The organism is Aminobacter sp. P9b (genome assembly GCF_045345995.1).
GTDB classification, from domain to species: Bacteria; Pseudomonadota; Alphaproteobacteria; order Rhizobiales; family Rhizobiaceae; genus Aminobacter; species Aminobacter niigataensis.
In genome coordinates this window covers 4,054,477-4,077,689 of sequence record NZ_CP150082.1, presented here as the reverse complement: position 1 = coordinate 4,077,689, position 23,213 = coordinate 4,054,477, and the positions used below count along the sequence as shown (strand labels likewise).

Genomic DNA, 23,213 nt, shown 5'->3' with positions numbered 1-23,213 from the left:
CCGCGATGGACCGCCTCAGAGACCGGATTATTCCCGTTATCACCATCCTGCTGGTCATCGTCGCCGCCTGGTATGCGTTTGCCGTCTACATGAACGCGCCGTTCCAGCGCGACCTCGATCGGCGGGCAGGCCTGACGCCAGGTACCGTGGAATTCGTCGGCAAGACGCTGTCGCAGCCCAAGCCGACCATGCCCGCGCCGCACCAGGTGGCGCAGAACTTCTTCGAAAACACCTTCCTGAGGAAGGTCACCAGCGCGCGCAGCCTCGTCTATCATTCGTGGGTGACGCTGTCGTCGACGCTGCTTGGCTTCACCTTCGGAACGGCACTCGGCATCCTGATCGCGGTCGGCATCGTCCATGTCATCGCGCTCGACCGCAGCCTGATGCCGTGGATCATCGCCTCGCAGACCATTCCCATCCTGGCCGTGGCGCCGATGATCATCGTGGTGCTGGCGGCCATCGGAATCACCGGGCTGATCCCCAAGGCGCTGATCTCGACCTACCTGTCGTTCTTCCCCGTCGCCGTCGGCATGGTGAAGGGGCTACGCTCCCCCGATCTCATGCATCTCGACCTGATGCACACCTACAATGCGAGCGCGTCTCAGACGTTCTGGAAGCTGCGCGTGCCGGCCTCGGTGCCGTTCCTGTTCGCCTCGATGAAGGTGGCGGTGGCAGCGAGCCTCGTCGGCGCCATCGTCGGTGAGTTGCCGACAGGTGCTGTCGCCGGCATCGGCGCGAAACTGCTCGCCGGATCCTATTACAGCCAGACCATCGACATGTGGGCGGCACTCGTCGCCGGCTCGGTGGTGGCGGCCATGCTGGTTGTACTGGTGGGGATCGTCGGCAAGGTTGTCGAACGTTCGATGGGAGGGCGGCCGGCATGATGAACTCCAAACCGTCCTGGCAAGCCGGGCTGGCGCTGGCGTTGTGCGCCGTCGCCATGGCGACGGTGCCGATGCTGACGGCCGAAGCTACCGCGCCGATGTCGAGCGGCATGACGTCGCTTGTCGTCGGCCTCATCGCCTTGCCTGCCGTGGCCTCTTTCGCCATGTTTTCCGGACTCGCCAGCGCCGCTGTGCTTTTCGTCGGAGCGCATGGCGCTGCCTGGCTGCTGATATCTGGCATCGCAGGCAATGAAGGCACGGCGCGGATGCCGTACTTCCTGCTGCTTGCCGCCGCCTGGCTGCTGGCCTGGCGCTGCGTTGCGGTGCTGTCGGCCATCCGGCCGGTGTCGACGCAGGCCAGGACGTTGCTGCGCCTGCTGATCCCGGCGATCTTCGGCGCCTGGATCCTGATCATATGGGAAGCGGTGACGCGGGGGGCGGGCGTTCCGTTCATCCTTTTGCCGCCGCCAAGTGCGATCGCCGCGCGCATCGGCAATTCGCTGCCGATCCTTCTGGCCGACGTGCGCCAGACGATCTTCAAGGCGGTGCTGTTCGGCTACATCGTCGGCTGTGCCTCGGGCTTCGCCGTGGCGATCCTGGCCGACCGCGTGCCGTTCCTGCGCAAAGGACTTTTGCCCATCGGCAACATGGTGTCTGCGCTGCCGATTATCGGCGTCGCCCCGATCATGGTGATCTGGTTCGGCTTCGAGTGGCAGTCGAAGGCTGCCGTGGTCATCATCATGACCTTCTTCCCGATGCTGGTGAACACGGTCGCGGGCCTCGCGGCCTCGGGGCACATGGAGCGCGACCTGATGCGCACCTATGCGTCCAATTACTGGCAGACGCTGTTCAAGCTGCGCCTGCCGGCGGCCGCACCCTTCATCTTCAATGCGTTGAAGATCAACTCCACGCTGGCGCTAATCGGCGCCATCGTCGCCGAATTCTTCGGCACGCCGATCGTCGGCATGGGCTTCCGCATCTCGACCGAGATCGGGCGCATGAATGTCGACATGGTCTGGGCGGAGATCGCTGTTGCGGCTCTGGCCGGTTCCGTCTTCTATGGCGTGGTCGCCCTGATCGAGAGGGCCACCACTTTCTGGCATCCGTCTGTCCGTGGTGGGCGGGCGTGACCTGAGCTCCTTGGGCGGGGCCGCGGTCCAACTTCAGAGGGAAAAAGAAGATGAAGAGACTGATGATATCGTTGATGGCGGGAGCGATGTCGCTGGCCGCCGCGCAGGCGGCACTTGCCGCCGACAAGGTGACGCTGCAGCTCAAGTGGGTGACGCAGTCGCAGTTCGCCGGCTACTACGTCGCCAAGGAAAAGGGCTTCTACGGCGAGGAAAACCTCGACGTCGACATCAAGCCGGGCGGCCCTGACATTGCACCGGAGCAGGTGATCGCCGGTGGCGGCGCCGATGTCATCGTCGATTGGATGGGCGGCGCGCTGGCGGCCCGCGAAAAGGGTGTCGGCCTGGTCAACATCGCCCAGCCCTACAAGAAGGCGGGCATGGAGCTGGTCTGCCCGAAGGACGGGCCGGTCAAGACCGAAGCCGACTTCAAGGGCAAGACGCTGGGCGTCTGGTTCTTCGGCAACGAATATCCGTTCTTCGCCTGGATGAACAAGCTCGGCCTGTCGACCGAAGGCGGCGCCGATGGCGTGACCGTGCTGAAGCAGAGTTTCGACGTGCAGCCGCTGATCCAGAAGCAGGCGGACTGCATCTCGGTCATGACCTACAATGAATACTGGCAGCTGATCGATGCCGGCTTCAAGCCCGAAGAACTGACCGTCTTCAATTATACGGAGATGGGCAACGACCTGCTCGAAGACGGCCTCTATGCGATGGAAGACAAGCTCAAGGACCCGGCCTTCGAAGACAAGATGGTTCGCTTCGTGCGCGCCTCGATGAAGGGCTGGAAATACGCCGTCGACAATCCTGACGAGGCAGCCGGCATCGTCGTCGACAATGGCGGCCAGGACGAAAACCACCAGAAGCGCATGATGGGCGAAGTGGCCAAGCTGATCGACAATGCCGACGGCAAGCTGATCGAGGCGGCCTACAAGCGAACAGCAGAAGCGCTTTTGGCGCAGAAGATCATCACCAAGGAGCCTTCGGGCGCCTGGACGTCCACGATCACCGACAAGGCGATCAAATAAGATCTGGATGACCGGACGATCTGGAAAGGGGGCGGGTAACCGCCCCTTTTTCTTTTTCGAGGTTGGAGTTTGAGGTGCGTCCTTCGAGGCCCGCTTCGCGGGCTCCTCAGGATGAGGGAGGTCAGCGCAACGGTCCTCATCCTGAGGTGCGAGCCCCGCCCTGACCGCTGACGGCTTGGGGCTGACTTGTCTTGGGCGAGCCTCAAAGGACGCACGCCCAAGCCACTGGCAAGGGGGCTGCCGCTACTTCGCCACCACGTAGAAGGTCAGCGTGCGCGACTCGCCCTTGGAATAGTTCGTGCCTTCGATGCGGCCGCGCTCCCTGAGCGCTGCTGCGCCGCCCGGCACGGCAGCGAGGAAGGCCTTGCTTTCGGCCGCCGAAACCACGGCAATGGCGCATGCGGGATCGGCCGCCAGGGCCGCTGCCGCGCCCTTGCCATTGGTGAGTTGGGTCGAGGTGCCGGCGAGGAAGACCAGGCTCGGCTCGCTGTAGCCGGCGGAAGCGAGCACCGAGGTGGTGCAGGGCTTCAGTTTCTCGAACTGCTCGGCAATCTGCGGACTAAGCCACAAAGGCTTGAGCGGCGGCAGGACCTTCAGGGTCAGCACGCCGAAGGCTGCGGCGGCAGCAGCCGCGGCAATGCCGGTGCGCTTGAGCGGCGACATGTCGCTCGGCATGCCGGCGCCGAGGGTAGCGGCAACCAGAACAAGCAGACCGGCCAACTGGCCCCACCAGGAGAACTGACCGAGGAAATAGGGCGTGATGCCGAGTGCGATGGCAGCAAGGCCGGCACTGATGCCGAAGACGCCAAAGGCGCAGGCCCTGCGGATCCAGAGCTGCCAGCGCGACAGCTCGATGCCTGCGGCGGACGGATCGGTCAGCGACCAGGCCATCAGCAGGAGCAGCGCGGGATAGGCCGGCATCGCATAGTGCGGCAGCTTGGTGGGGATCAGCTCGATGGCGATCCAGTAGGGCAGGTACCAGGCGAGGCAAAACAAAAGCCGGGGGTCGTCGCGGAAGTGCTTGAGCGCCTTCAGCCCGCCTTCGAGCGCCACCAAAGCGAAGGGCCACATGAACACGGAATAGGTCAGGAAGTAGTAGCCGGGTGGGAAGCCATGCGATTCCTGGCCGGAGCCGACCTTGCTCAACAGGTCCTTGCCGACCGATTCCTGCCAGAATTCGGTGCCGGTCTTGATGGTGATCAGGATCAGCCACGGAGCTGCGACGAGCAGCGTCACCAGGATGCCGGTGAAGGGGCGGAGCTTGCGCAGCCATGAGCGGTCGCGGTCGAGGATGGCGATGGTGGCGACCGTGAGCAGGCTGAGGAACGGAATGACCGGGCCCTTGATCAGCAGGGCAAGGCCGTGGGCGATCCAGAACAGCCAGTTGGCTTTGCCCTGCGGCCGGCCGGCCTTGTGGCCGAGATAGACGGCTGCGAGCGCACCCTGGGCGAGCAGGGCGGTGGCGAGCAAAGTCGCGTCGGTCTTGGCGATGCGTGCCTCGACGCCGAGCATGAGGATACCCATGAGGCCGAGGCCGGCAACGACGCCTGCCGTGCGGCCGAACATGCGGTCGCCGACGAAGGCGAGGGCAAGGACCGAGAAGGTGCCGGCCAGCACCGAAACCAGCCGGTAGACCCATATCGGGGCATCGCTGCCCTTTCCGCTGACCAGGACGGCGGCCGACTGCAGCCAGTAGATTCCGGCTGGTTTCTTGTAGCGCGGCACGTCCTGGAAACGGATGTCGACATAGTCGCCGCTCTCGACCATCTGCTTGGTGGCCTGGACGAAGCGCGACTCGTCGCGGTCGGTCGGCGGCAGGGTGGAAATGCCGGGTGCGAAGGCAAACAGGCAGAGTGCTGCGAGCAGGAGATAGCTGAACAGAGACAAAGACTTGTGCTGGGTCTCTGTGGTTTTGATTCCGGTTGCCAGCATGCCCACTACTCGGTGTCGGCCATGGCGGCGCGCCGCTCATTGGCGATCAGCCAGAGATTGCGGATGTAGATGAACAGGCCGAGGCCCTGGCCGGCAATGAACACCGGGTCCTGGCGCTGGATGGCATAGATCAGCAGCAGGGCGCCGCCCCCGAGCGAGAAGAACCAGAAGGCGACGGGCACGACGGAGCGCTTGGCGCGTTCCGAAGCGAGCCATTGCACGACGAAACGCATGGTGAACATGCCCTGGGCGACGAAGCCGAGCAGGATCCAGCCGTTGAACTGGGCGACGAAGACATCGTGCAGCCAGGTGCCGAGTTCGGAAATGAGGTTCATTGGCCAAGCTCCGTGACCGATGGCACGACCTTGCGGCGGCGACGCAGCCACCACACGCCCGTGAGGTCGAGGATGCCGCGCAGGCCGCGATCGAGGATGCCGTAATTGGATTTGCCGTGGCGGCGCGAGCGGTCGACGACGTCGACATGGACGACGCCGCGGCCCTCGCGCAGTGAAAGTGCGGGCAGGTAACGATGCCAGCCGTCGAAGAACGGCAGCTGGCGGAACAGATCGGTGTGCAACGCCTTGAGGCCGCAGCCTGAATCGCGCGTGCCGTCGCGCAGGATCATCTCGCGCAGGCCATTGGCGAAACGCGACGACAGCTGCTTGAGCTTGGTGTCGGTGCGCTTGAGGCGCTGGCCGGCGGCGACGCCGACCGACGGGCCGGCGGCGATCAGTGCGTCGGCGAGCTTGGGCAGATAGGCGGGATCGTTCTGGCCGTCGCCATCCATGGTGACGACGATGCTGCCCCGCGCCGCGAAGACGCCGGAACGAACGGCGGCACTCTGGCCGGCCGAGCGGTCGTGCCTGACATGACGCAGGCGACCGGCGCTGCGCGCCAGCTCGGCGAGAACGTCGGCCGTGCGATCGGTCGAGCCGTCATCGACGACGATGACCTCGTAGTCGCGGCCGGCCATGGCGTCGTGGACCTCGCCGACCAGGATCGGCAGGTTCTCGGCCTCGTTCTTGCACGGAATGACGATTGAAATCATCAGCTTGCCTGGGGAAGTGTTACGTCAGGATGGTGAAATGCGCGGCCTCAATAGCATCAAAGCCACGCATTTGCCACGACGCTTGCGCTTTCCCCAAGTCAAGGATCCCGCTTGTCCCCGGGGCAGGGATCAGCGCTTGTCCCTGATGTCGCTCAGCGTGCGGGTCGGCGTGATGGCCTCCGGATCGAGCTTGATCTCGATGATCGTCGGCTTGCCGCTGGCACGGGCGCGCTCGAAGGCGGGCGCGAATTCGTCGGTCTCGCGCACCGTCTCGCCATGGCCGCCATAGGCACGGGCAAGCGCTGCGAAATCAGGGTTCTTGAGGTCGGTCGCCTCGACACGGCCGGGATACTCGCGCTCCTGGTGCATGCGGATGGTGCCGTAGATGCCGTTGTTGACGACGATGACGATGATCGGCAAGCCATACTGCACCGCGGTGGCGAACTCCTGGCCGTTCATCATGAAGCAGCCGTCGCCGGCAAAGGCGATGACCTCGCGCTCGGGGAACAGGCCCTTGGCTGCAACCGCTGCTGGCGTGCCGTAGCCCATCGAGCCCGACGTCGGCGCACCCTGGGTGGCAAAACGGCGAAAGCGGTGGAATCGGTGCACCCAGGTGGCGTAATTGCCGGCGCCGTTGGTGAGGATGGCGTCCTCGGGCAGGACCTTTTCCAGCCAGTTCATGATCGGACCCATCTGGACCGCACCCGGGCCGGCGAGCGGCGGGGTCGACCATTCGAGATAGGCAGCGTGCAGCGCCCTGGTGTTTTCGGTCCATGCCGGCTTTGCGGCCGGCTTGCGCCTGGCGAAAGCCTCGACGAAGGCCGCCGGCGAGGCATTGATGGCGACGGTCGGGCGGTAGACGCGGCCGAGTTCGTCAGAGTCGGCATGGATATGCACGAGCTTCTGATCCGGATAGGGGCTCTTGATCAGTGTGTAGTCAGATGATGGCATCTCGCCGAAGCGGCCGCCGACCAGCAGCACCACGTCGGCTTCCTTGATCGCCTTTGCGATCTTCGGGTTGACGCCGATGCCGACGTCGCCAGCGTAGTTTTCATGGAGGTGGTCGAACAGCATCTGGCGGCGGAAGGAGACGCCGACCGGCAGCGACCAGGCTTCCGAGATCTTCTTCATGCGCTCGACAGCCTCGGCATTCCAGCGCGTGCCGCCGAGGATGACGAACGGATTCCTGGCGCTGTTGAGCAGGGCCTCGAGCTTGGCCAGCTCTTCGTCGCCCGGGCGGGTTTCGACCGCGACGGCGGACAGGGCGGCCGGGGCCTCGACCTCGCTGGTCAGCATGTCCTCGGGCAGCGAGATGACGACGGGACCTGGGCGGCCCGAGGTGGCGACGGAGAAGGCACGGGTGAGCAGTTCGGGAATGCGCGCGGCATCGTCGATCTCGACCACCCACTTGGCGATATCGCCGAAGAAGCGCCGGTAGTTGACCTCCTGGAAGGCTTCGCGCTCCTTGGCATGGCTCGCCACCTGGCCGATGAACAGGATCATCGGGATGGAATCCTGCATGGCGATGTGCACGCCGGCGGACGCGTTGGTGGCGCCAGGGCCACGGGTGACGAAGCAGATGCCCGGCTTGCCGGTGAGGCGGCCGTGGCAGTCGGCCATCATCGCCGCACCGCCTTCCTGGCGGCAGACGATGCTCCGGATCTTGGAATCATGCAGCGCGTCGAGTACCGCGAGATAGGATTCGCCCGGCACGCAGTACATGCGGTCGACGCCGTTGGCCTCGAGCGCGTCGACGATCAGTTGTCCGCCGGTCTTCATTTTTCGTTCTTCTCCAGTTCGGCAAGGATTTCCGCGGTGTGTTCCCCGAGCCGCGGCGAAGGTCTGACATATGAAAGAGGTGTCTCGGACATGATCATTGGCGCGCGCACTGAGGGCAGCGCATTGCCGTGGCCATCGTCGAGGTCCATGCGCATGCCGCGGGCGATCGCCTGCGGATCGGCGAAGGCCTGGCCGATATTGTTGATGGGGCTTGCCGGCACGCCTGAAGCCTCGAGCCGGGCGAGCAGGGTTTCGCGGTCGAAGGCCGCGAGCGCGGCGACGATCTTCTCGCGCAAGGCGACGCGGTTGGCGACGCGGGCGGAATTGGTGGCAAAGAGCGGGTCGGCGGGGAGATCGTCGAGGCCGACGATGGCGCAGAATTTCTGGAACTGGCCGTCATTGCCGACGGCGAGGATGAAATGCCCGTCGCGCACCGGCAGCACCTCGTAAGGCGAGATGTTCGGATGGGCGTTGCCCATCTGCACCGGCGAATTGCCCGAGACGAGATAGTTGAGGTTCTGGTTGGCGAGCACCGACATCTGGGCGTCGAACAGCGCCATGTCGATATGCTGGCCCTGGCCGGTGGCCTCGGCGTGGCGCAAAGCCGCCTGGATGGCGATGACCGAATAAAGCCCGGTGAAGATGTCGGTGACGGCGACGCCGACCTTTTGCGGCTCGCCGCCGGCAGGCCCGGTGATCGACATCAGGCCCGACATGCCCTGGACGATGAAGTCGTAGCCGGCGCGCGGCGCATAAGGGCCGGACTGGCCGAAGCCGGTGATCGAGCAATAGACCAGCCTGGGGTTGATCTTCTTCAGGCTGTCATAGTCGAGACCGTATTTCTTGAGGCCGCCAAGCTTGAAGTTCTCGATCAGGACGTCGGCGCCGGCGACCAGCTTGCGCACGATGTCCGCACCTTCAGGCGTCGAGAAGTCGAGCGCGATCGAGCGCTTTCCGCGATTGCAGGCGTGATAATAGGCGGCCGACAGGTTCTCGCCGTCATGGGAGGTGACGAAGGGCGGGCCCCATTTGCGGGTGTCGTCGCCGCCGTCGGGGTTTTCCACCTTGACGACATCGGCGCCGAGATCGGCGAGCAACTGTCCGGCCCAGGGGCCGGCGAGGATGCGGGCGAGTTCGATGACGCGGACGCCGTGGAGGGGCGGATTGCTCATGGGGCACCAGAGATCATTTCGGTCGCGCCACGATCTATCAGGAGTCCCGATATCCCGCCACCACGTTGCAATGGGCCAGCAAGCATGTTCACCGCGGAAACGTCAGGTCGAGCCAGCCGGCGAAATCGGCCATGACGGCATCGCGATTGACCTCGTTCAGGCTTTCGTGGCGGGTTTCTGCGTAAACCTTTGAAGCGAGATTCGAAAAGCCCATCTGGCGCATGCGCGAAGCCAGCGCCTCGACCGCCTTGCCGCCGTCGGTTGCCGGGTCGTGAGCGCCGCCGACGAGGTTGAACGGCAGGTCCTTGCGCACGCTTGCGAAGTTGCCGTCGTCGGCACCGGCAATGACCAGATCGAAAATGTCGATCCACATCGACACCGAGGCGTTCCAGCCGCAGAGCGGGTCGGCGATGTAGGCATCGACCTCGGCCGGATCGCGCGAGAGCCAGTCGAATTCGGTACGGCGGCCGGGGATCTTCTTTGCCCAGTCGCCGAAGGTCAGCCTGGGCAGGATGCGGGAGGGCACGTCCGACCCGAGCCGGAAGCGCTCGAAGGCAAGGATGGCCTGTGCCAGCCGGCCGAGGATGCCGGCGGAGAAATTGGCGTTCCAGATGGCCGCCGCTGCCACGCGTTCGGAATGGCGCAGCACGAAATTGAGCGCGATCAGCCCACCCATCGAGTGGCCGAAGATCACAACCGGCAGATCAGGGTGCTGGACTGCGATGAAGTCATGCACGGCGCCGACATCGGCCAGGACGCGGTCGACACCGTCCTTGGCCGCGAAACGCCCGGTAGCCGCATCGGGCGCCGACGTCGCGCCATGACCGCGATGGTCATGGGCGTAGACGTGACAGTCATGGGCGGCGAGGAAATCGGCGAAGCGGCCGTAGCGTGCGGCATGTTCGGCCAAGCCGTGGTTGATCTGAACCACCGCCCGGGCAGGTGCCTCGGCGCGGCGGACAAACACATTGATATGGGCGCCCGTGGGCGATGCGAGCGGAATGCGACTGTCGAACGGCATTGTTGTCTCCCCTCGATCGGAACTGTTGAGGGCGCCACCCTTGCGCGTCAAGGGCGGCGGCCGGTGGTGCACACGACAATGTCAGGAGGCGGCGGCGTGCCCCTTGTTCGCGCGATATCAGCCCATATATTCCGCTAACCCCAGCGCCGGCGTGCCCCCAGCCGGTTTTGCCCTTCATTTCCATTCAAATCTCAAGCGATGATCGCCATGCAGCCGATTATTTCCGTTTCCAATCTTTCCAAGACCTATGCGTCGGGCTTTTCGGCGCTGAAGAACATCAATCTCGACATCAGCCGCGGCGAGATCTTCGCTTTGCTCGGGCCCAACGGCGCCGGCAAGACGACGCTGATCAGCATCATCTGCGGCATCGTCAACCCGACCGAGGGCATGGTGCTGGCGGATGGGCACGACATCGTTCGCGACTACCGTGACGCGCGCTCGCGCATCGGGCTGGTGCCGCAGGAACTGACCACCGACGCCTTCGAAACCGTATGGGCGACGGTCAGCTTCAGCCGCGGCCTGTTCGGCAAGCCGGCGAACCCGGCGCATATCGAGAAGATCCTCAAGGATCTGTCGCTGTGGGAGAAAAAGGACAGCAAGATCATGACGCTGTCGGGCGGCATGAAGCGGCGCGTGATGATCGCGAAGGCGCTGTCGCACGAACCGCAGATCCTGTTTCTCGACGAGCCTACCGCCGGCGTCGACGTCGAGCTGAGGCGCGACATGTGGGAGGTGGTGCGCTCGCTGCGCGAAACCGGCGTCACCGTCATCCTGACCACGCACTACATCGAGGAGGCCGAGCAGATGGCCGACAGGGTAGGGGTCATCTCCAAGGGCGAGATCATCCTCGTCGAGGAGAAGGCCGAGCTGATGCGCAAGCTGGGCCGCAAGCAATTGAAGCTGCAGTTGCAGAGCCAGCTCGACAGCCTGCCGCCGGCGCTCGCCAGCCACGGCCTGGAGCTGGCCGACGGCGGCCACGAAATCGTCTACACCTACGACGCGCAGGGTGAACGAACCGGCATCACGGCGCTGCTCAAGGACCTCAACGACAACGGTATCCGCTTCAAGGACCTTCAGACCAGCCAGAGTTCGCTGGAGGAGATCTTCGTCAATCTGGTGAGTGAACGGCGATGAATTTTCACGCGATCCGCGCAATCTACCTGTTCGAAATGGCGCGCACCTGGCGCACGCTGCTGCAAAGCATCGTTTCGCCCGTCATTTCGACTTCGCTCTATTTCGTCGTCTTCGGTGCTGCCATCGGCTCGCGCATCAGCGAGATCAACGGCATCAGCTACGGCGCGTTCATCGTGCCCGGGCTGATCATGCTGTCGCTTTTGACCCAGAGCATCTCCAATGCCTCGTTCGGCATCTATTTCCCGAAATTCGTCGGCACCATCTACGAGCTGCTGTCGGCGCCGGTGTCCTATCTCGAGATCGTCATCTCCTATGTCGGGGCGGCAGCGTCGAAGTCGATCATCCTCGGGCTGATCATCCTCGCGACAGCCGCCCTGTTCGTGCCGCTGCAGATACAGCATCCCGGCTGGATGCTGTTGTTCCTGGTGCTGACGGCGGTCACCTTCAGCCTGTTCGGCTTCATCATCGGCATCTGGGCCGGCAATTTCGAGCAATTGCAGCTGGTGCCGATGCTGATCGTCACACCGTTGACCTTCCTTGGCGGCAGCTTCTACTCCATCGACATGCTGCCGCCGTTCTGGCGCACCGTGTCGCTGTTCAACCCGGTGGTCTATCTGGTCAGCGGCTTCCGCTGGAGCTTCTTCGGCATATCGGACGTCAATGTCGGCATCAGCCTCGGCATGACGCTGGTGTTCCTCGTTGCCTGCCTGATTGCGGTCTGGTGGATATTCAGGACCGGCTGGCGCATCAAGGCGTAGGCTAGGAAGACAACAATCGGCTGGCTTATGCGGCTGCACGCCAAAGACTTTTCGGTGCAGCCGCAGCGAGGACGCCTAGCCGAACTCAGACTCCTCTGTCGTTCGAGATCGCCGAAAAGCCGCGCCGCCAGAATACCAGCGGTGCGAGGTCTTCCGTCTGGGTGTGCTCGATGATCGCCGTGACCAGCATGTGGTCGCCAAGCGGCAGCTGGTCGCGGACGCGGGCCGCGATCCACAGCAGCGTCTCGTCGATGCGGGGAAGCGCGTGCTCCTCGCACCATCGCGTGTCGCCGAACCGATCTATGCCTGGCGTGGCAAAGCGGCGCGCTATGTCGTGCTGATGGGCGGCGAGAACGTTGATGCCGACAGGCCTTCCCACCTCCAGCCGCTGCAGCAGGCTGGAGGTCTGTTTCATCGCGAACATCAGCATCGGCGGGCCGAGGGACAGTGCGCTCAGCGTGCCAACCGTTGCACCATAGCGCTCCGATCCGCTGCCTGTCGTGACGACTGCAACAGATGTCGGTATCTGCGCGAAGGCCGACTTGAGGGCGTCAGGCGGCAATATCGCTGGCCGCTCTGCGACGCCTACCATCTTGCAGCAAGCGGCGAAGGCCCCTCCAGCGACGGGAAGTGTGACAAGACCTCTTCGGCAAGCTCCTGGATGATCTCGCCAGCCGGGCGGTCGGAAAACTGCATCCCCAGCGCTGCGTGGTTGACGCCGGCCTCGCGCCATTCTCCGAGCAGGTCGATCAGCCCCTTGCGGCCGGTCTTCAACACGAACCCGCCACGCATCGGGGTGCGAGGGACGTTGGGATCGTCGGAGAGATCGAGCCACTCGTTGGTCATATGCGGGCGAAAGCCACCATCCGGAATCTGGTCCCGCCAGGCGCGAATGTTCTGCGCCAGCCGCTTCGGGCCCTCCGCTATGTGGGTGGGCTGCGGGTAGGTCAGCCAGCCATCGGCATGTTCGGCAACCCATGCCGGCGTCTGCCGGCTGGATCCGGTGACGATCAGCGGAATACGACCTACCGGCGGCTTGGGCAGGAAGTCGATGCCTGTCATCGTTCCGAGCCTTGAATTGATGGACGGCCGGCCGGGTGCGATCAGTTGCCGGAAATAGGCCACCGCTTCCGCAAATCGCCTGCCCCGATCGTCCATGTCCAGGCCGTAGGCCGGAAACTCGGCCGGGCGATCGCCGGACGCGATTCCCAGCACGAGACGGCCGCCGGAAAGGTGATCGATCGTGGTTGCCGCCTTGGCCAGATCGATGGGATGACGCAGGGAAAAGATGGCGCTTCCCGTGGCCAGCGCGACTTTATGCGTCCGCGCCGCCAGATAGGAAAGATAGGTGAAGGGGTCGAAAAGCTGGCCGGCATCGCCGAAGCCCGGATCGAAAAGCGGCACGTCACGGACCCAGATGCTTGCGAAGCCGCGGCGGTCGATGTCCTCGACCAGTTCAGCCTGGCCTTCCAGCACAGCCATGTCGCCCTCATAGAAGCGCAAGGGCAGAAAGATGCCGACGGTCAGCCGGTCCGGAGCGAACATGCGCCGATAGCCGGGGTGCCCGGCAAAAGCTTCACTGGATGCGCCGGAATGGGCGGTCGAACGATCTGTTCGGGGGGCGGCGATGTTCATAGGCAGAAGTTTCCTTGTCGTGGGTTCTTTCCCGAGCCTGGCGGAGGCCCGGCAGTGGGAGCTTGCGCTTTTGCAGCGCTAACCTGGCAGCACGCTACGAAACCCGGACAAGTGAGGGAAACGATGAATTCTCGTTTAAGAAGGTAGTTCAGCTAAATTCTAAAGGGGCTTCACTATGGCGAATTGCCGTGAATCGCTCTATATGATATATGGATGCATGCCGCGCCCCATGGTAATTGACGATGAGGACGGCGCCTCAATAGAGTTTAGCTAATTTCATATCTGGATCGGGCGTCTCTCATGGGCAGGGTTCTCCCTTTGCTGGCACTACGGGCCTTTGCCGAAACCGGACGCCACGGCAGCATCAAGCGTGCGGCTGAAGCGATGGGGGTGACTTCCGGCGCGGTGAGCCAACAATTGAGGTTGATCGAGGAGCGCACTGGCGCGCCGCTGTTTTCGCGAACACGATACGGCGTCGAGTTGACGGAAGTCGGCGCAAGCGTCCATCCGGCAGTCCTGCGTGCCTTCGACCAGATCGAACATGGCCTTGACCTGCTCGAGGCCAGAAATGCTGCGCAATCGATCACCATCTGCACCGTGCCATCCTTCGCGGCATCCTGGCTCGTTCCTCGTCTCGGCCGGTTTACTAGCCGGCATCCTGAGATCGAGGTCCGGGTCGAGGCATCATCCGAACTGGTGGATCTGCGCAAGGGAAGGGTGGATATCGCGATCCGCCACGGCCTCGGCGACTATCCCGGCCTCGATGCCATCCACCTGATGGCGCCCGAACTGATACCGGTGGCGAGCCCTGCGCTGCTTGTCGGCGGACCTCGAATAAAGGAGCCTGGCGACTGTCTTGCCTACCCCCTTCTACAGGACTCGGACCGGGCCGACTGGCGGCTCTGGCTCAAGGCAATGGGGATCGAAGGCGACGCGCGCATCGAACGCGGGCCTTCATTCGACGATGATTTTCTGCTGATCCGCGCGGCTGAAGCCGGGCAGGGCATCGCGCTCATTCGTGACATCTATGCCAAGGAAGAGATCGCCTCCGGCCGGCTCGCTGTCGCCATCGAGCGCCCATGGCCAACCGCGTTCGCCTATTATGCCGTCACCTTGCCGCATGTCGCCGAACGCCCCGCGATCGCGCGCTTCGTTGCCTGGCTCATGGAAGAGGCGCAAGCAGGCTGAGCTACTCCGCCCATTCCTTGTCGGCGGTGAAGGCAATGGTCAGCCAACGATCAGGGCCTTCATCGCCAAGGGCGTCGCCTATCTCGTCGCGCAGCCGGTCCCATTCCTCGATGGTTTTCGCGGGCAGGCCGGGCGGCACGATGAAGTAAAGCTCGACCTGCATCAAACGGCCGACCTTGGCGACATAGGCGCGATAGGAAACGAAACCGTGTTTCTTCACGGTTGCGCGGGCGACCTCGTCGACATGCGTCTTGAGCGTTTCCGGCGTGATCAGCAGAATGTCGGAAAATGCCTGGCGGACGGTGGCGATGGGCATCGGGATGATGATCAGGCAGACCAGCGCCAGCACTGCAGGGTCGACATATGGCGCGACCCAGCTCAGTTCGGTGCCTTCGACAAGGCTGCCGCCGATGAAGGCAACCAGCAGCGCTGCGGTGATGCCGCCGGACATCATCCACGCGGTGACGTCGAGGGTGACGAAGTCGGACTGGATCGTCCGGTTGGCGCGGCTGCCGATGAACGCCATGGTCAGGCAGGCGGCGAGCGTCACCGCGGCATAGACGATGGCGAAGTCGAACTCGAGCTGGCGGCCGCCGGCCAGCAGGTTGGCGATGGCGTTGATCAGGGCGTAGATCGACACGCTCATCAAGACGATGCCGTTCATGCCCAAAACAATGGGCTCAAGGTGCCAGAAGCCGAGCGAAAAGCGTTTGTGCAGCCGGCGGTTGTGGTTGGCATTGCTGGTGATGAGCCGCGCGACGATCAGCGCCAGGATCGTCATGGTCGCATCGGCAAGGGAATAGGCGCCATCGAAAGCGATCGAGGACGAACCGCTCAAGACACCAAAGGCAATGCCGAAAACCGCGACGACGAAGGTCACGGCGATGGAAATTCGAAGGACTTTCGTTTCGCTGAGCATGTCGCCGGTTATGGAATGGCGCTGCCGCGATGTCTATCGACTGTGGCGGCGGTTCATTGCCTTGGCGAAAGCACCCGCGGCCCCGGGATTGGCTTGCCCGTCAGATGGACTTGCCGTTCGAGGCAAGGCGGAAGCTTTCGCGCCCACCGCTCGGCACGACGATGATCTGCTTGACCTTGCCCTGCTTGAAGGCGGTGAGGAAACGCTTGTAGTCGGCGAAGGCAACGCAGCCATGCGACTCCTCGCGGCCGCCGCGCAGCAGGTAGCTATGGGTCAGGAAGCCATCGCGGCCGAATTTGTTCTTGCCATCGACGGGCAGCATGCGGATCGCCTCGACGCCATGGAAGCGCTTTTCACGCATCCTGAGATTGTAGGTATGCGGCGGGGTCGGGCCGTTCATCTTGACATGGGTGTAGCGCGGATTGTCGGCCATGTTGCCGATGCCGGAATGGGCCTCGAGCACGCTGCCGTCGGGCATGTAGACCTTGGCGGCGCTGATGTCGTAGACGGCGACGCCGTTGCCTGCCCTGGTCTTGCCGCCGAACATGTTGCGCAACGACTGGCCAAGGGTGCTGCCTGGCTTGTCTTCCGGGATTTCCCGACGGGCATAGGCGAGCTTCTGAGGCTTCTGCGTTTCGCGCTTGTCGGCTGCCTTCGGCTCAGCGGCCTCGCCAGCGTCCGGCTTGCCGGCGTCGGCGGGCCGGGCGGTTGCTTCCGGGCGAAGTTCGGGCCGGGGGGCCGCAGACGGGGTTTCGGCATAGTCGGGCAGGGCGGCTGCTTCCGCTTCAGCCTGCGCCGCGGTGCGTTCCTCATCGGTGGGGCCCGTCAGCAAGGTCGACAGCGCCGTGTCGGCGGCGGCACCCGGCGACGGATCGGCATAAGCGAGAATGGTCGGGCGCTCTTCGACCGAAGCGGGCAGCGGCACGTCCGGGCTGGACGTTGTGGCGTCCGCGGCGAGGCGTTGCGGCGCGGCCGCATCGGCCGAGCCGAACAGGCTGGCGAGCTTTTTCGAGCTGAGGTCGGCCTGCCTGGCGATGGTGTCGAAGCGGGCGGAATGGCCGGTTGGGGGTGCAATAGCTGCAACATCGACATGCCGGGGGGATTTGCCTGAGCCAGAAACCAGGCTCGCGGTCACAACGGGCTGCGCGGCGTTGGCGATAACGGGCCTCTGCCTTGGTGCGGTCAGCCGCGACGCCTTGTCGGTACTGACATAGGCCGTCAGACGCGCCTTGGGGACCTTGACCGCCTGGACCGGTGGCTTGGGCGCAAAGTGGGACGCATCGAAGGCGCTGACATTGCCCATCGCCACCACGCCGGCCATCGACCACGCGGCCGCGCCGGCAAAAGCGGTGCCAAGGGAAGCGATCAGCAATGGACGCAAAAGACGGCGCAAAGGCCGGAAACAAACGGTTTTACTCACTAACGCGTAGCAGACCAGTTGTCTCGCAACGTCTACGGCCGGCGAGCGACCGCAGTGCGTGATTTCCGGAATGTCCCCAACTCGACAGAACGATGGAGAAAGGATGGACAAATATGGTTAAATTTTGCTTTGCGGCTGCGACGACGCTCCGGGAGCGTCTGTTGGCGCTGATTTGGCTCACCCAAAAGCATTTGCCGTTTGGGGTGGGATGGCCTACATAGCGCCCAACTCCTATCACTTGAGAAGCAGGATACGCGCGCGTGGCACGCCAGTTCATCTATCACATGTCGGGACTGACCAAGTCCTACGGCACCAAGAAGGTGCTGGATAATCTCAACCTGTCGTTCTACCCCGACGCCAAGATCGGCATCCTGGGCCCCAACGGCGCCGGCAAGTCGACGGTGCTCAAGATCATGGCTGGCCTCGACAAGGAATGGTCCGGCGAGGCTTGGCTGGCTGATGGCGCGACCGTCGGCTACCTGGCGCAGGAGCCGCATCTCGATCCTGCCAAGACCGTGTTCGAAAACGTCATGGACGGCGTTTCCAAGAAGACCGCCATCATCGAGCGCTACAACGAGCTGATGATGAACTACTCGGACGAGACCGCCGACGAGGGCGCCAAGCTGCAAGACGAGATGGACCGTCTCAACCTGTGGGACCTGGAACAGCAGGTCGAGATGGCGATGGACGCGCTGCAGTGCCCGCCCGCCGACTCCGAAGTGACCCAGCTGTCGGGTGGCGAACGCCGCCGCATCGCGCTGTGCCGACTGCTGCTCGAACAGCCTGACCTCCTGCTGCTCGACGAACCGACCAACCATCTCGATGCCGAGACCACGGCGTGGCTGGAAAAGCACCTGCGCGACTATCCGGGCTCGGTGCTGATCATCACCCACGATCGCTACTTCCTCGACAACGTGACCGGCTGGATCCTGGAACTCGATCGCGGCCGCGGCATCCCCTATGAGGGCAACTACACCAAGTATCTCGACGCCAAGGCCAAGCGCCTGATCCAGGAAGGCCGCGAGGACGATTCCCGCCAGAAGGCGATCTGGCGCGAACGCGAGTGGATCGCATCCTCGCCCAAGGCACGCCAGACCAAGTCCAAGGCGCGTATCAAGGCCTATGAGGAACTGGTGGAGAAGGCGGATCAGCGTCGTCCGACCGACACGCAGATCGTCATTCCGGCCGGCGAACGCCTCGGCAACGTGGTGATCGAGGTCGATAGCGTGAACAAGGGCTACGGCGACGAACTGCTGATCGAAAACCTGAACTTCAAGCTGCCGCCCGGCGGCATCGTCGGCGTCATCGGCCCCAACGGCGCCGGCAAGACCACGCTGTTCAGGATGATCACCGGCCAGGAAACGCCCGATAGCGGCTCGATCCGTGTCGGCGAGACCGTCAAGCTCGGCTATGTCGACCAGAGCCGCGACGCGCTCGACCCGACCAAGACCGTGTGGGAAGAGATCTCCGGCGGTGCCGAAGTCATCAAGCTCGGCAAGCATGAAGTGAACAGCCGCGCCTATTGCTCGTCGTTCAACTTCCGCGGCGGCGACCAGCAGCAGCGCGTCGGCAACCTGTCGGGTGGTCAGCGCAACCGCGTCCACCTCGCCAAGATGCTGAAGAACGGCGGCAATGTTCTGCTCCTCGACGAACCGACCAACGATCTCGACACCGAAACGCTGGGCGCGCTCGAAGATGCACTCGAAGCTTATGCCGGCTGCGCCGTCATCATCTCCCACGATCGTATGTTCCTCGACCGCATGGCTACTCACATGCTGGCCTATGAAGGCGACGCGCATGTCGAGTGGTTCGAAGGCAACTTCGAGGAATACGAGAAGGACAAGATCCGCCGCCTTGGCGCCGATGCGGCCAACCCGCACCGGATGAGCCACAAGCGCCTGACGCGCTAAGCTCCAGACCATTCCAAGCGCCCCGCCAAAAGCGGGGCGCAATTGGTTTGGTGTGCGGAAACCAGGCCGGTCAACCCATTAATGCGGCGATGCGGGACGGATCAGGTTCGCGGGCGAGATTGAATATCTCGGTGTGAAAGCCGCCAAGCTTTCCCTTGTCTTTAAGGACCATGGGAAAGTTGTGCTTGCGGCCGGGTACGCCAATTCTGTGGCTTGCGGGTGCGATTGCCGCGAGCTTGGCCGCGTGGTCGAGGTCTTCGCGGCAGCCCACACTGTACAGGAGATAGCAGCGCGTCGTCAGTGGCGAGCGGCAGTTGCAGAGCGTGTCGAACGCGCCAACCCGCAGGCCCTTTGCCATCGACCCGGGATGCCAGGCATATCTGCCACCGACGCTGATCGCCCGATCGGCGCTCATGAGGTTGCCGGCCCGAATGGCAGGAAATCCGCCCATGCTGGTGCCGTAGGTCATGATCGACCGATAGCCGCGTTCGCGGGCCAGGTTGCCGACGCGCAATGCCAGATCGCGCATCGAGGAAGCAAATCCCTCGATGCCGCCGTCGAAGAATTCACGCCTGGGATCGGCCAGTTGCAGGAAGTCATGCTGGGCATCGTCCAGATCTTCGAGGAACAGCGCCGCGCCCATCATGATGAAGCCATGCTTGGTAGCGAAGCCGACGATGAGATTGGGCGCGCTGCGCCCGGCAGAGTAGAGATTGACGTGCGTTGCGATTTCCGTGCGCGAGAAGCGCGTCAGCGGCGGTTCGCCCGAGCTCAACAGGCCGAAACGGACAAGATTCTTCACGATCCCGTTGCTGCGCGGCAACCTCAACCCAAAGCTGGGCGAAGCCGCTTCGGCGGCGACTTCCGAAGCGGATCGTCTGCGGAACTTAAACACGCGCAGTCGAGATGAGGGCTGCAAGCTCGCCGACATTGGCGCAGCCGTTGACGGCTTCTTCGTCGAGCACAACGTCGAAGCGCTCTTCCAAGCCCATCACGTATTCCATGGTGGTGAGGCTGTCGACGTCGAAAGATTCTATCGGATTGGACAGTATCTGCGCATCCGATATGCCGCCGCCGTGGCTTGAGCTGTTCAAGCCGGCTATGTCGCGGAACATCTCGACGCAGACCAGGCGAACATCTTCAGTCATGGATGGTGACTCGCGCAAATTCGGGGAAGCTGAAGGCATAGTCGCCCGTTCTCATCTTGATCTCACCAACGGTGAATTTCCGTGAGTTGGCCGACAAGGCTTTGATCAGGCTGCTCCAGATCGTGAGGGTTGCCGGCTTTCCCAAGCAAAGGTGACGCCCCTTGCCGAACAGCAGATCTGCCTGGTCTTCGGAAACATGGTAGGCGGTCGCGTCGATCATCAGCCGTACGCGTTGCCCCTTGCTCACGATCAAGCCGCCGATTTCCACGTCCTCGGCCGCTACCCTTTCGATGTACGGGACGCCGGTCGAGGGCAAATTGTCGGGATAGTCGATTTCATCGAGACGCTTGCCGGCGTTGCGCGCCAGTGTGTGCCACAACGACAGCGCAATCGAGCCAATGAGGGCGTCGTTGCCAAGTATGTTCATGGCGACGGCGATCTCCGGCGTCGTCGGTAGCCGGGTTTCCTGCGAGGCAAAAGCGCAGGTCATGGCCGCAACCTGATCATTCACGCCTTTGCGGCGGTTCAGACTCAGCACCATGTCGAAGACTTGCGAAACATTCATATGCCCGACAAGTTCAGCCTGCTCTAGGCCGAACCAGAGTGAGAACAATTTGTTGAAGATCGGCCCCGCAACGTCATGCACCAGATCGACATCACGTCCGCCGGTGAAGGTATTCGTTGCCAGCCCGGCAATGAAATTTTCGATAGCACGCAACTTGCTGCGGGAATCCGCGCCCACGACCGACGCGACCTGTCCGCGGAGATGTCGGTGGCGGCTGCCCTCATTTGCCAGCGGGACATGGTCAAGTGCTGCGATGCTCGCATCGAAATTGAACTTGGTGCGATCTGCTATCTGGCGATAATGATCGGCAAAAGCGATAACCTTGAATCGATCCGATCGAAATATTTTGGATATGAGATTTTTATCGAAAACGCATATACATCTTAACTTTTCGTCGAAACGAAACGGATGCATGCTCAGGTATACATCAGCTCGGTCGGGATCGTGATGGATCTTTAGCATTGGCGGCTGCTGTGCATGTAGAGCTCACTTCTCGTAGCGGATTCAACTTGGCAGCTCAAGCAGGTTCGCGTATTCCGCGCATCGGCTTGACCTAGTTCAGCGAAAAGTTGGTATTCAAATGCGAGAAGGCCGACGATGATGGCGATGCGAAACCGATTCCGGAATTGCAGTCGATGCGCTAGACGTCAGTAAGATTGTGCAGGCGGTGTTCCAGTGACCGCACGAGAATTGGACGGACAGTACTTCATGCATCGCGTCATCATCAGCGGTATCGGCGTTGAAATCCCCGAGGCGTCGATCAGCAACGACGAATTGGTCGAGAGCTTCAACGCCTGGGTCGACATCGAGAACGCCAGGAGGCAGGCCGCCGGCGAGGAACTGGTCCGCAAGTCGGACAGCGAGTTCATCGTCTATGCCTCGGGGGTGAAAAACCGCCACGTCCACACGCTTGACGGCATTCTCGACCCCCAACGCATGGCGCCACGCATTCCGCCACGCGCCGACGACGCATTGTCTGTCGAAGCCGAGTTCGGCGTCGTCTCGGCGCGCAAGGCGCTCGACCATGCCGGGCTGACTGGCGCCGACATCGACATGGTGATCTGTGCCGCCTCGCACCAGCAGCGGCCCTATCCGGCGATATCGATCGAGATCCAGAAGGAACTGGGCATCGAAGGTGCGGCCTTCGACATGAGCCTCGGCTGCTCGTCGTCGGCGGCGGCGCTGCATGTCGCCTTCAACCTGGTGCGCTCGGGCGGGCAGAAGCGCGTGCTGATCGTCACGCCCGAGATCATCACCGGCCATCTCAACTTCCGCGACCGGCAGACGCATTTCATCTTCGGCGATGCCTCGGTGGCGATGGTGGTAGAGGCGATTGGGCCGAAGGAGATGCGGCCCGGGCGCTTCGAGATCATCGATACGCGCAATTGGACGCAGTTCTCCAACAATATCCGCACCAATTTCGGCTTCCTGCTGCGCGCCGGCCAGGAAAACACCTCCGTCGTCGAGATGGAGGGCAACATGATCAAGCAGGTTGGCAACAAGGTGTTCAAGGAGGTGACGCATGCCGCGCACCGCTTCATCACCGCCTTCCTCGCCGACCACGGCATGACGCCATCAGACGTCAGGCGCTACTGGCTGCACCAGGCCAATGCGCGCATGAACGCGATGATCCTGAAGCTGGCGCTCGGCCACGAGGCCGACCAGGACACCGCACCGATGGTGCTGGAGCGGCTGGGCAACACGGCCGCGGCCGGCGCCATCATCGCGCTCAAGGAAAACCACGAGGACATGAAGGCGGGCGAGCACGGGCTGATCTGCGCCTTCGGCGCCGGCTATTCGATCGGCGGCGCCCTGGTGCGGATGCACTGACGCATCAGTCCGGGTGATGCCGGGATCAGGCTTTTTGTCTGGATTTTCTGTGGGCTGATTGGCAATGTGCCGCCTCAAATTGAGAGGCGAAAGATGCTCGATCCGACGATGCGCAGGGAAGGCGAACCCGAAATCCTGCCCGGCAGGAAGCTCGCCGCGCACGTTGCCGGCGTCTACACCGCGCCCTTCGACCATTTTGTCACCCGGGCAGTGGGAACGCTGCCGCTGAGCTTCGAGGGCATCGACGGCGATTTTCATGCCGGGCATGTCAGGCGGTCGGGCGGGCGCGAGCCGTGGTATCCGCGCGGCACCGAAATGCGCAACGAGCGGCAGCTTTCCATCGTGGCGCCCGACGAACTGGCCGTCGTCGCCGAGCGCATGGGGCTCACCGAGATCAAGCCGGAGTGGATCGGCGCCAACCTCCTGCTCGACGGCGTGCCGATGCTGTCGATGCTGCCTTCCGGCACCATGCTGTTCTTCAAGGGTGGCGTGACGATCAAAATCGATGGACAGAATGCTCCGTGTCGCCTCGCCGGGCGCTCGATCGCCGAGCATGCCCGCATGGCCGACCACGACGCCGGCTCGCTGATGTTCCCCAAGGCCGCAAAGCGCCTGCGCGGGCTGGTCGCCTGGGTCGAAAAGCCCGGCGTGATCGCGGCCGGCGAAGAGGTCTCGGTGCGGGTTCCCGAGCAGTGGATCTACAGGGCCTAGCCCG

The 23,213-nt window shown here is 63.2% G+C and carries 22 protein-coding genes; 9 read left to right on the top strand and 13 right to left on the bottom strand.

Annotated elements, in window-relative coordinates:
- The first annotated feature begins 5 nt into the window (after nt 1-5).
- From WHT83_RS20125 to WHT83_RS20115, 3 genes are read left to right on the top strand one after another with little or no spacing between them, the layout of a single operon-like run.
- Nucleotides 6-884, top strand: coding sequence for an ABC transporter permease (locus WHT83_RS20125; protein WP_108607585.1), 879 nt, complete (start codon nt 6-8; stop codon nt 882-884).
- Nucleotides 881-2,014 carry an ABC transporter permease gene (locus WHT83_RS20120; protein ID WP_199914465.1) on the top strand — a complete coding sequence of 378 codons (1,134 nt, stop codon included), beginning with the start codon at nt 881-883 and terminating at the stop codon, nt 2,012-2,014. The genes WHT83_RS20125 and WHT83_RS20120 overlap by 4 nt, the downstream gene beginning before the upstream one ends.
- A gap of 50 nt (nt 2,015-2,064) precedes the next feature.
- A complete protein-coding gene (locus WHT83_RS20115; RefSeq protein ID WP_108607586.1) occupies nt 2,065-3,039 on the top strand; it encodes an ABC transporter substrate-binding protein in 975 nt (324 codons plus the stop codon).
- 243 nt (nt 3,040-3,282) lie between these two features.
- Here the strand turns inward: WHT83_RS20115 and WHT83_RS20110 are convergent, their stop codons facing one another.
- The 6 genes from WHT83_RS20110 to WHT83_RS20085 form a co-directional block, all read right to left on the bottom strand.
- Nucleotides 3,283-4,971, bottom strand: coding sequence for an ArnT family glycosyltransferase (locus WHT83_RS20110; protein WP_406872193.1), 1,689 nt, complete (start codon nt 4,969-4,971; stop codon nt 3,283-3,285).
- A 5-nt stretch (nt 4,972-4,976) separates the two neighbouring features.
- A complete protein-coding gene (locus WHT83_RS20105; protein WP_108607588.1) occupies nt 4,977-5,306 on the bottom strand; it encodes a lipid-A-disaccharide synthase N-terminal domain-containing protein in 330 nt (109 codons plus the stop codon).
- A complete protein-coding gene (locus tag WHT83_RS20100; protein ID WP_108607589.1) occupies nt 5,303-6,019 on the bottom strand; it encodes a glycosyltransferase family 2 protein in 717 nt (238 codons plus the stop codon). Before WHT83_RS20100 ends, WHT83_RS20105 begins: the two co-directional genes overlap by 4 nt.
- A gap of 129 nt (nt 6,020-6,148) precedes the next feature.
- The gene (locus WHT83_RS20095) at nt 6,149-7,798 is read right to left on the bottom strand and encodes a thiamine pyrophosphate-binding protein (protein WP_406872192.1); all 1,650 of its coding nucleotides are present in this window, start codon (nt 7,796-7,798) and stop codon (nt 6,149-6,151) included.
- Entirely contained in the window at nt 7,795-8,970 is a 1,176-nt protein-coding gene (locus tag WHT83_RS20090) for a CaiB/BaiF CoA transferase family protein (protein ID WP_406872191.1), read from the bottom strand. Before WHT83_RS20090 ends, WHT83_RS20095 begins: the two co-directional genes overlap by 4 nt.
- Before the next feature lie 88 nt (nt 8,971-9,058).
- Entirely contained in the window at nt 9,059-9,991 is a 933-nt protein-coding gene (locus WHT83_RS20085) for an alpha/beta fold hydrolase (RefSeq protein ID WP_406872190.1), read from the bottom strand.
- 207 nt (nt 9,992-10,198) lie between these two features.
- Here WHT83_RS20085 and WHT83_RS20080 point away from each other — a divergent pair, with 207 nt between their 5' ends.
- Together WHT83_RS20080 and WHT83_RS20075 are read left to right on the top strand one after the other, a co-directional pair.
- Nucleotides 10,199-11,125 carry an ABC transporter ATP-binding protein gene (locus WHT83_RS20080; protein WP_183260304.1) on the top strand — a complete coding sequence of 309 codons (927 nt, stop codon included), beginning with the start codon at nt 10,199-10,201 and terminating at the stop codon, nt 11,123-11,125.
- Complete coding sequence (locus tag WHT83_RS20075; protein ID WP_183260306.1) at nt 11,122-11,883, top strand: ABC transporter permease; 762 nt, start codon at nt 11,122-11,124, stop codon at nt 11,881-11,883. Before WHT83_RS20080 ends, WHT83_RS20075 begins: the two co-directional genes overlap by 4 nt.
- A gap of 85 nt (nt 11,884-11,968) precedes the next feature.
- On the opposite strand, the gene WHT83_RS20070 is transcribed toward WHT83_RS20075, so the two are convergent.
- Entirely contained in the window at nt 11,969-12,445 is a 477-nt protein-coding gene (locus tag WHT83_RS20070) for a flavin reductase family protein (RefSeq protein ID WP_406872189.1), read from the bottom strand.
- Nucleotides 12,446-12,468: 23 nt separating this feature from the next.
- On the bottom strand, nt 12,469-13,518 hold the full coding sequence (locus WHT83_RS20065) for an LLM class oxidoreductase (RefSeq protein WP_406872188.1): 1,050 nt from the start codon (nt 13,516-13,518) through the stop codon (nt 12,469-12,471).
- Nucleotides 13,519-13,818: 300 nt separating this feature from the next.
- Here WHT83_RS20065 and WHT83_RS20060 point away from each other — a divergent pair, with 300 nt between their 5' ends.
- Nucleotides 13,819-14,706, top strand: coding sequence for a LysR substrate-binding domain-containing protein (locus WHT83_RS20060; protein ID WP_406872187.1), 888 nt, complete (start codon nt 13,819-13,821; stop codon nt 14,704-14,706).
- A 1-nt stretch (nt 14,707) separates the two neighbouring features.
- Here the strand turns inward: WHT83_RS20060 and WHT83_RS20055 are convergent, their stop codons facing one another.
- Complete coding sequence (locus tag WHT83_RS20055; RefSeq protein ID WP_108607597.1) at nt 14,708-15,625, bottom strand: cation diffusion facilitator family transporter; 918 nt, start codon at nt 15,623-15,625, stop codon at nt 14,708-14,710.
- A gap of 100 nt (nt 15,626-15,725) precedes the next feature.
- Entirely contained in the window at nt 15,726-16,997 is a 1,272-nt protein-coding gene (locus tag WHT83_RS20050; protein ID WP_406872186.1) for a tlde1 domain-containing protein, read from the bottom strand.
- 308 nt (nt 16,998-17,305) lie between these two features.
- Here WHT83_RS20050 and ettA point away from each other — a divergent pair, with 308 nt between their 5' ends.
- Nucleotides 17,306-18,955, top strand: a complete 1,650-nt coding sequence (ettA, locus tag WHT83_RS20045; protein WP_108607598.1) for an energy-dependent translational throttle protein EttA — start codon at nt 17,306-17,308, stop codon at nt 18,953-18,955.
- Between the two features lie 70 nt (nt 18,956-19,025).
- On the opposite strand, the gene WHT83_RS20040 is transcribed toward ettA, so the two are convergent.
- Genes WHT83_RS20040 through WHT83_RS20030 form a run of 3 tightly spaced genes read right to left on the bottom strand, consistent with a single transcriptional unit; the run spans nt 19,026 to nt 21,130 of the window.
- Nucleotides 19,026-19,886 (bottom strand): hypothetical protein, encoded by an 861-nt coding sequence (locus WHT83_RS20040; RefSeq protein ID WP_406872185.1) that lies wholly within the window; start codon nt 19,884-19,886, stop codon nt 19,026-19,028.
- Complete coding sequence (locus tag WHT83_RS20035) at nt 19,843-20,103, bottom strand: acyl carrier protein (protein WP_183260316.1); 261 nt, start codon at nt 20,101-20,103, stop codon at nt 19,843-19,845. Before WHT83_RS20035 ends, WHT83_RS20040 begins: the two co-directional genes overlap by 44 nt.
- Nucleotides 20,096-21,130, bottom strand: a complete 1,035-nt coding sequence (locus WHT83_RS20030; protein ID WP_406872184.1) for a hypothetical protein — start codon at nt 21,128-21,130, stop codon at nt 20,096-20,098. The genes WHT83_RS20035 and WHT83_RS20030 overlap by 8 nt, the downstream gene beginning before the upstream one ends.
- A gap of 246 nt (nt 21,131-21,376) precedes the next feature.
- Here WHT83_RS20030 and WHT83_RS20025 point away from each other — a divergent pair, with 246 nt between their 5' ends.
- Together WHT83_RS20025 and WHT83_RS20020 are read left to right on the top strand one after the other, a co-directional pair.
- Nucleotides 21,377-22,498 carry a beta-ketoacyl-ACP synthase III gene (locus WHT83_RS20025; RefSeq protein ID WP_406872183.1) on the top strand — a complete coding sequence of 374 codons (1,122 nt, stop codon included), beginning with the start codon at nt 21,377-21,379 and terminating at the stop codon, nt 22,496-22,498.
- 93 nt (nt 22,499-22,591) lie between these two features.
- On the top strand, nt 22,592-23,209 hold the full coding sequence (locus WHT83_RS20020) for an MOSC domain-containing protein (RefSeq protein ID WP_406872182.1): 618 nt from the start codon (nt 22,592-22,594) through the stop codon (nt 23,207-23,209).
- The last annotated feature ends 4 nt before the right edge of the window (nt 23,210-23,213 follow it).

Coding starts and splice junctions, on each gene's coding strand:
- WHT83_RS20125 (WP_108607585.1), top strand. CDS start 6: ATGGACCGCCTCAGAGACCGGATTATTCCCGTTATCACCATCCTGCTG.
- WHT83_RS20120 (WP_199914465.1), top strand. CDS start 881: ATGATGAACTCCAAACCGTCCTGGCAAGCCGGGCTGGCGCTGGCGTTG.
- WHT83_RS20115 (WP_108607586.1), top strand. CDS start 2,065: ATGAAGAGACTGATGATATCGTTGATGGCGGGAGCGATGTCGCTGGCC.
- WHT83_RS20110 (WP_406872193.1), bottom strand. CDS start 4,971: ATGCTGGCAACCGGAATCAAAACCACAGAGACCCAGCACAAGTCTTTG.
- WHT83_RS20105 (WP_108607588.1), bottom strand. CDS start 5,306: ATGAACCTCATTTCCGAACTCGGCACCTGGCTGCACGATGTCTTCGTC.
- WHT83_RS20100 (WP_108607589.1), bottom strand. CDS start 6,019: ATGATTTCAATCGTCATTCCGTGCAAGAACGAGGCCGAGAACCTGCCG.
- WHT83_RS20095 (WP_406872192.1), bottom strand. CDS start 7,798: ATGAAGACCGGCGGACAACTGATCGTCGACGCGCTCGAGGCCAACGGC.
- WHT83_RS20090 (WP_406872191.1), bottom strand. CDS start 8,970: ATGAGCAATCCGCCCCTCCACGGCGTCCGCGTCATCGAACTCGCCCGC.
- WHT83_RS20085 (WP_406872190.1), bottom strand. CDS start 9,991: ATGCCGTTCGACAGTCGCATTCCGCTCGCATCGCCCACGGGCGCCCAT.
- WHT83_RS20080 (WP_183260304.1), top strand. CDS start 10,199: ATGCAGCCGATTATTTCCGTTTCCAATCTTTCCAAGACCTATGCGTCG.
- WHT83_RS20075 (WP_183260306.1), top strand. CDS start 11,122: ATGAATTTTCACGCGATCCGCGCAATCTACCTGTTCGAAATGGCGCGC.
- WHT83_RS20065 (WP_406872188.1), bottom strand. CDS start 13,518: ATGAACATCGCCGCCCCCCGAACAGATCGTTCGACCGCCCATTCCGGC.
- WHT83_RS20060 (WP_406872187.1), top strand. CDS start 13,819: ATGGGCAGGGTTCTCCCTTTGCTGGCACTACGGGCCTTTGCCGAAACC.
- WHT83_RS20055 (WP_108607597.1), bottom strand. CDS start 15,625: ATGCTCAGCGAAACGAAAGTCCTTCGAATTTCCATCGCCGTGACCTTC.
- WHT83_RS20040 (WP_406872185.1), bottom strand. CDS start 19,886: ATGTCGGCGAGCTTGCAGCCCTCATCTCGACTGCGCGTGTTTAAGTTC.
- WHT83_RS20035 (WP_183260316.1), bottom strand. CDS start 20,103: ATGACTGAAGATGTTCGCCTGGTCTGCGTCGAGATGTTCCGCGACATA.
- WHT83_RS20030 (WP_406872184.1), bottom strand. CDS start 21,130: ATGCTAAAGATCCATCACGATCCCGACCGAGCTGATGTATACCTGAGC.
- WHT83_RS20025 (WP_406872183.1), top strand. CDS start 21,377: ATGCATCGCGTCATCATCAGCGGTATCGGCGTTGAAATCCCCGAGGCG.
- WHT83_RS20020 (WP_406872182.1), top strand. CDS start 22,592: ATGCTCGATCCGACGATGCGCAGGGAAGGCGAACCCGAAATCCTGCCC.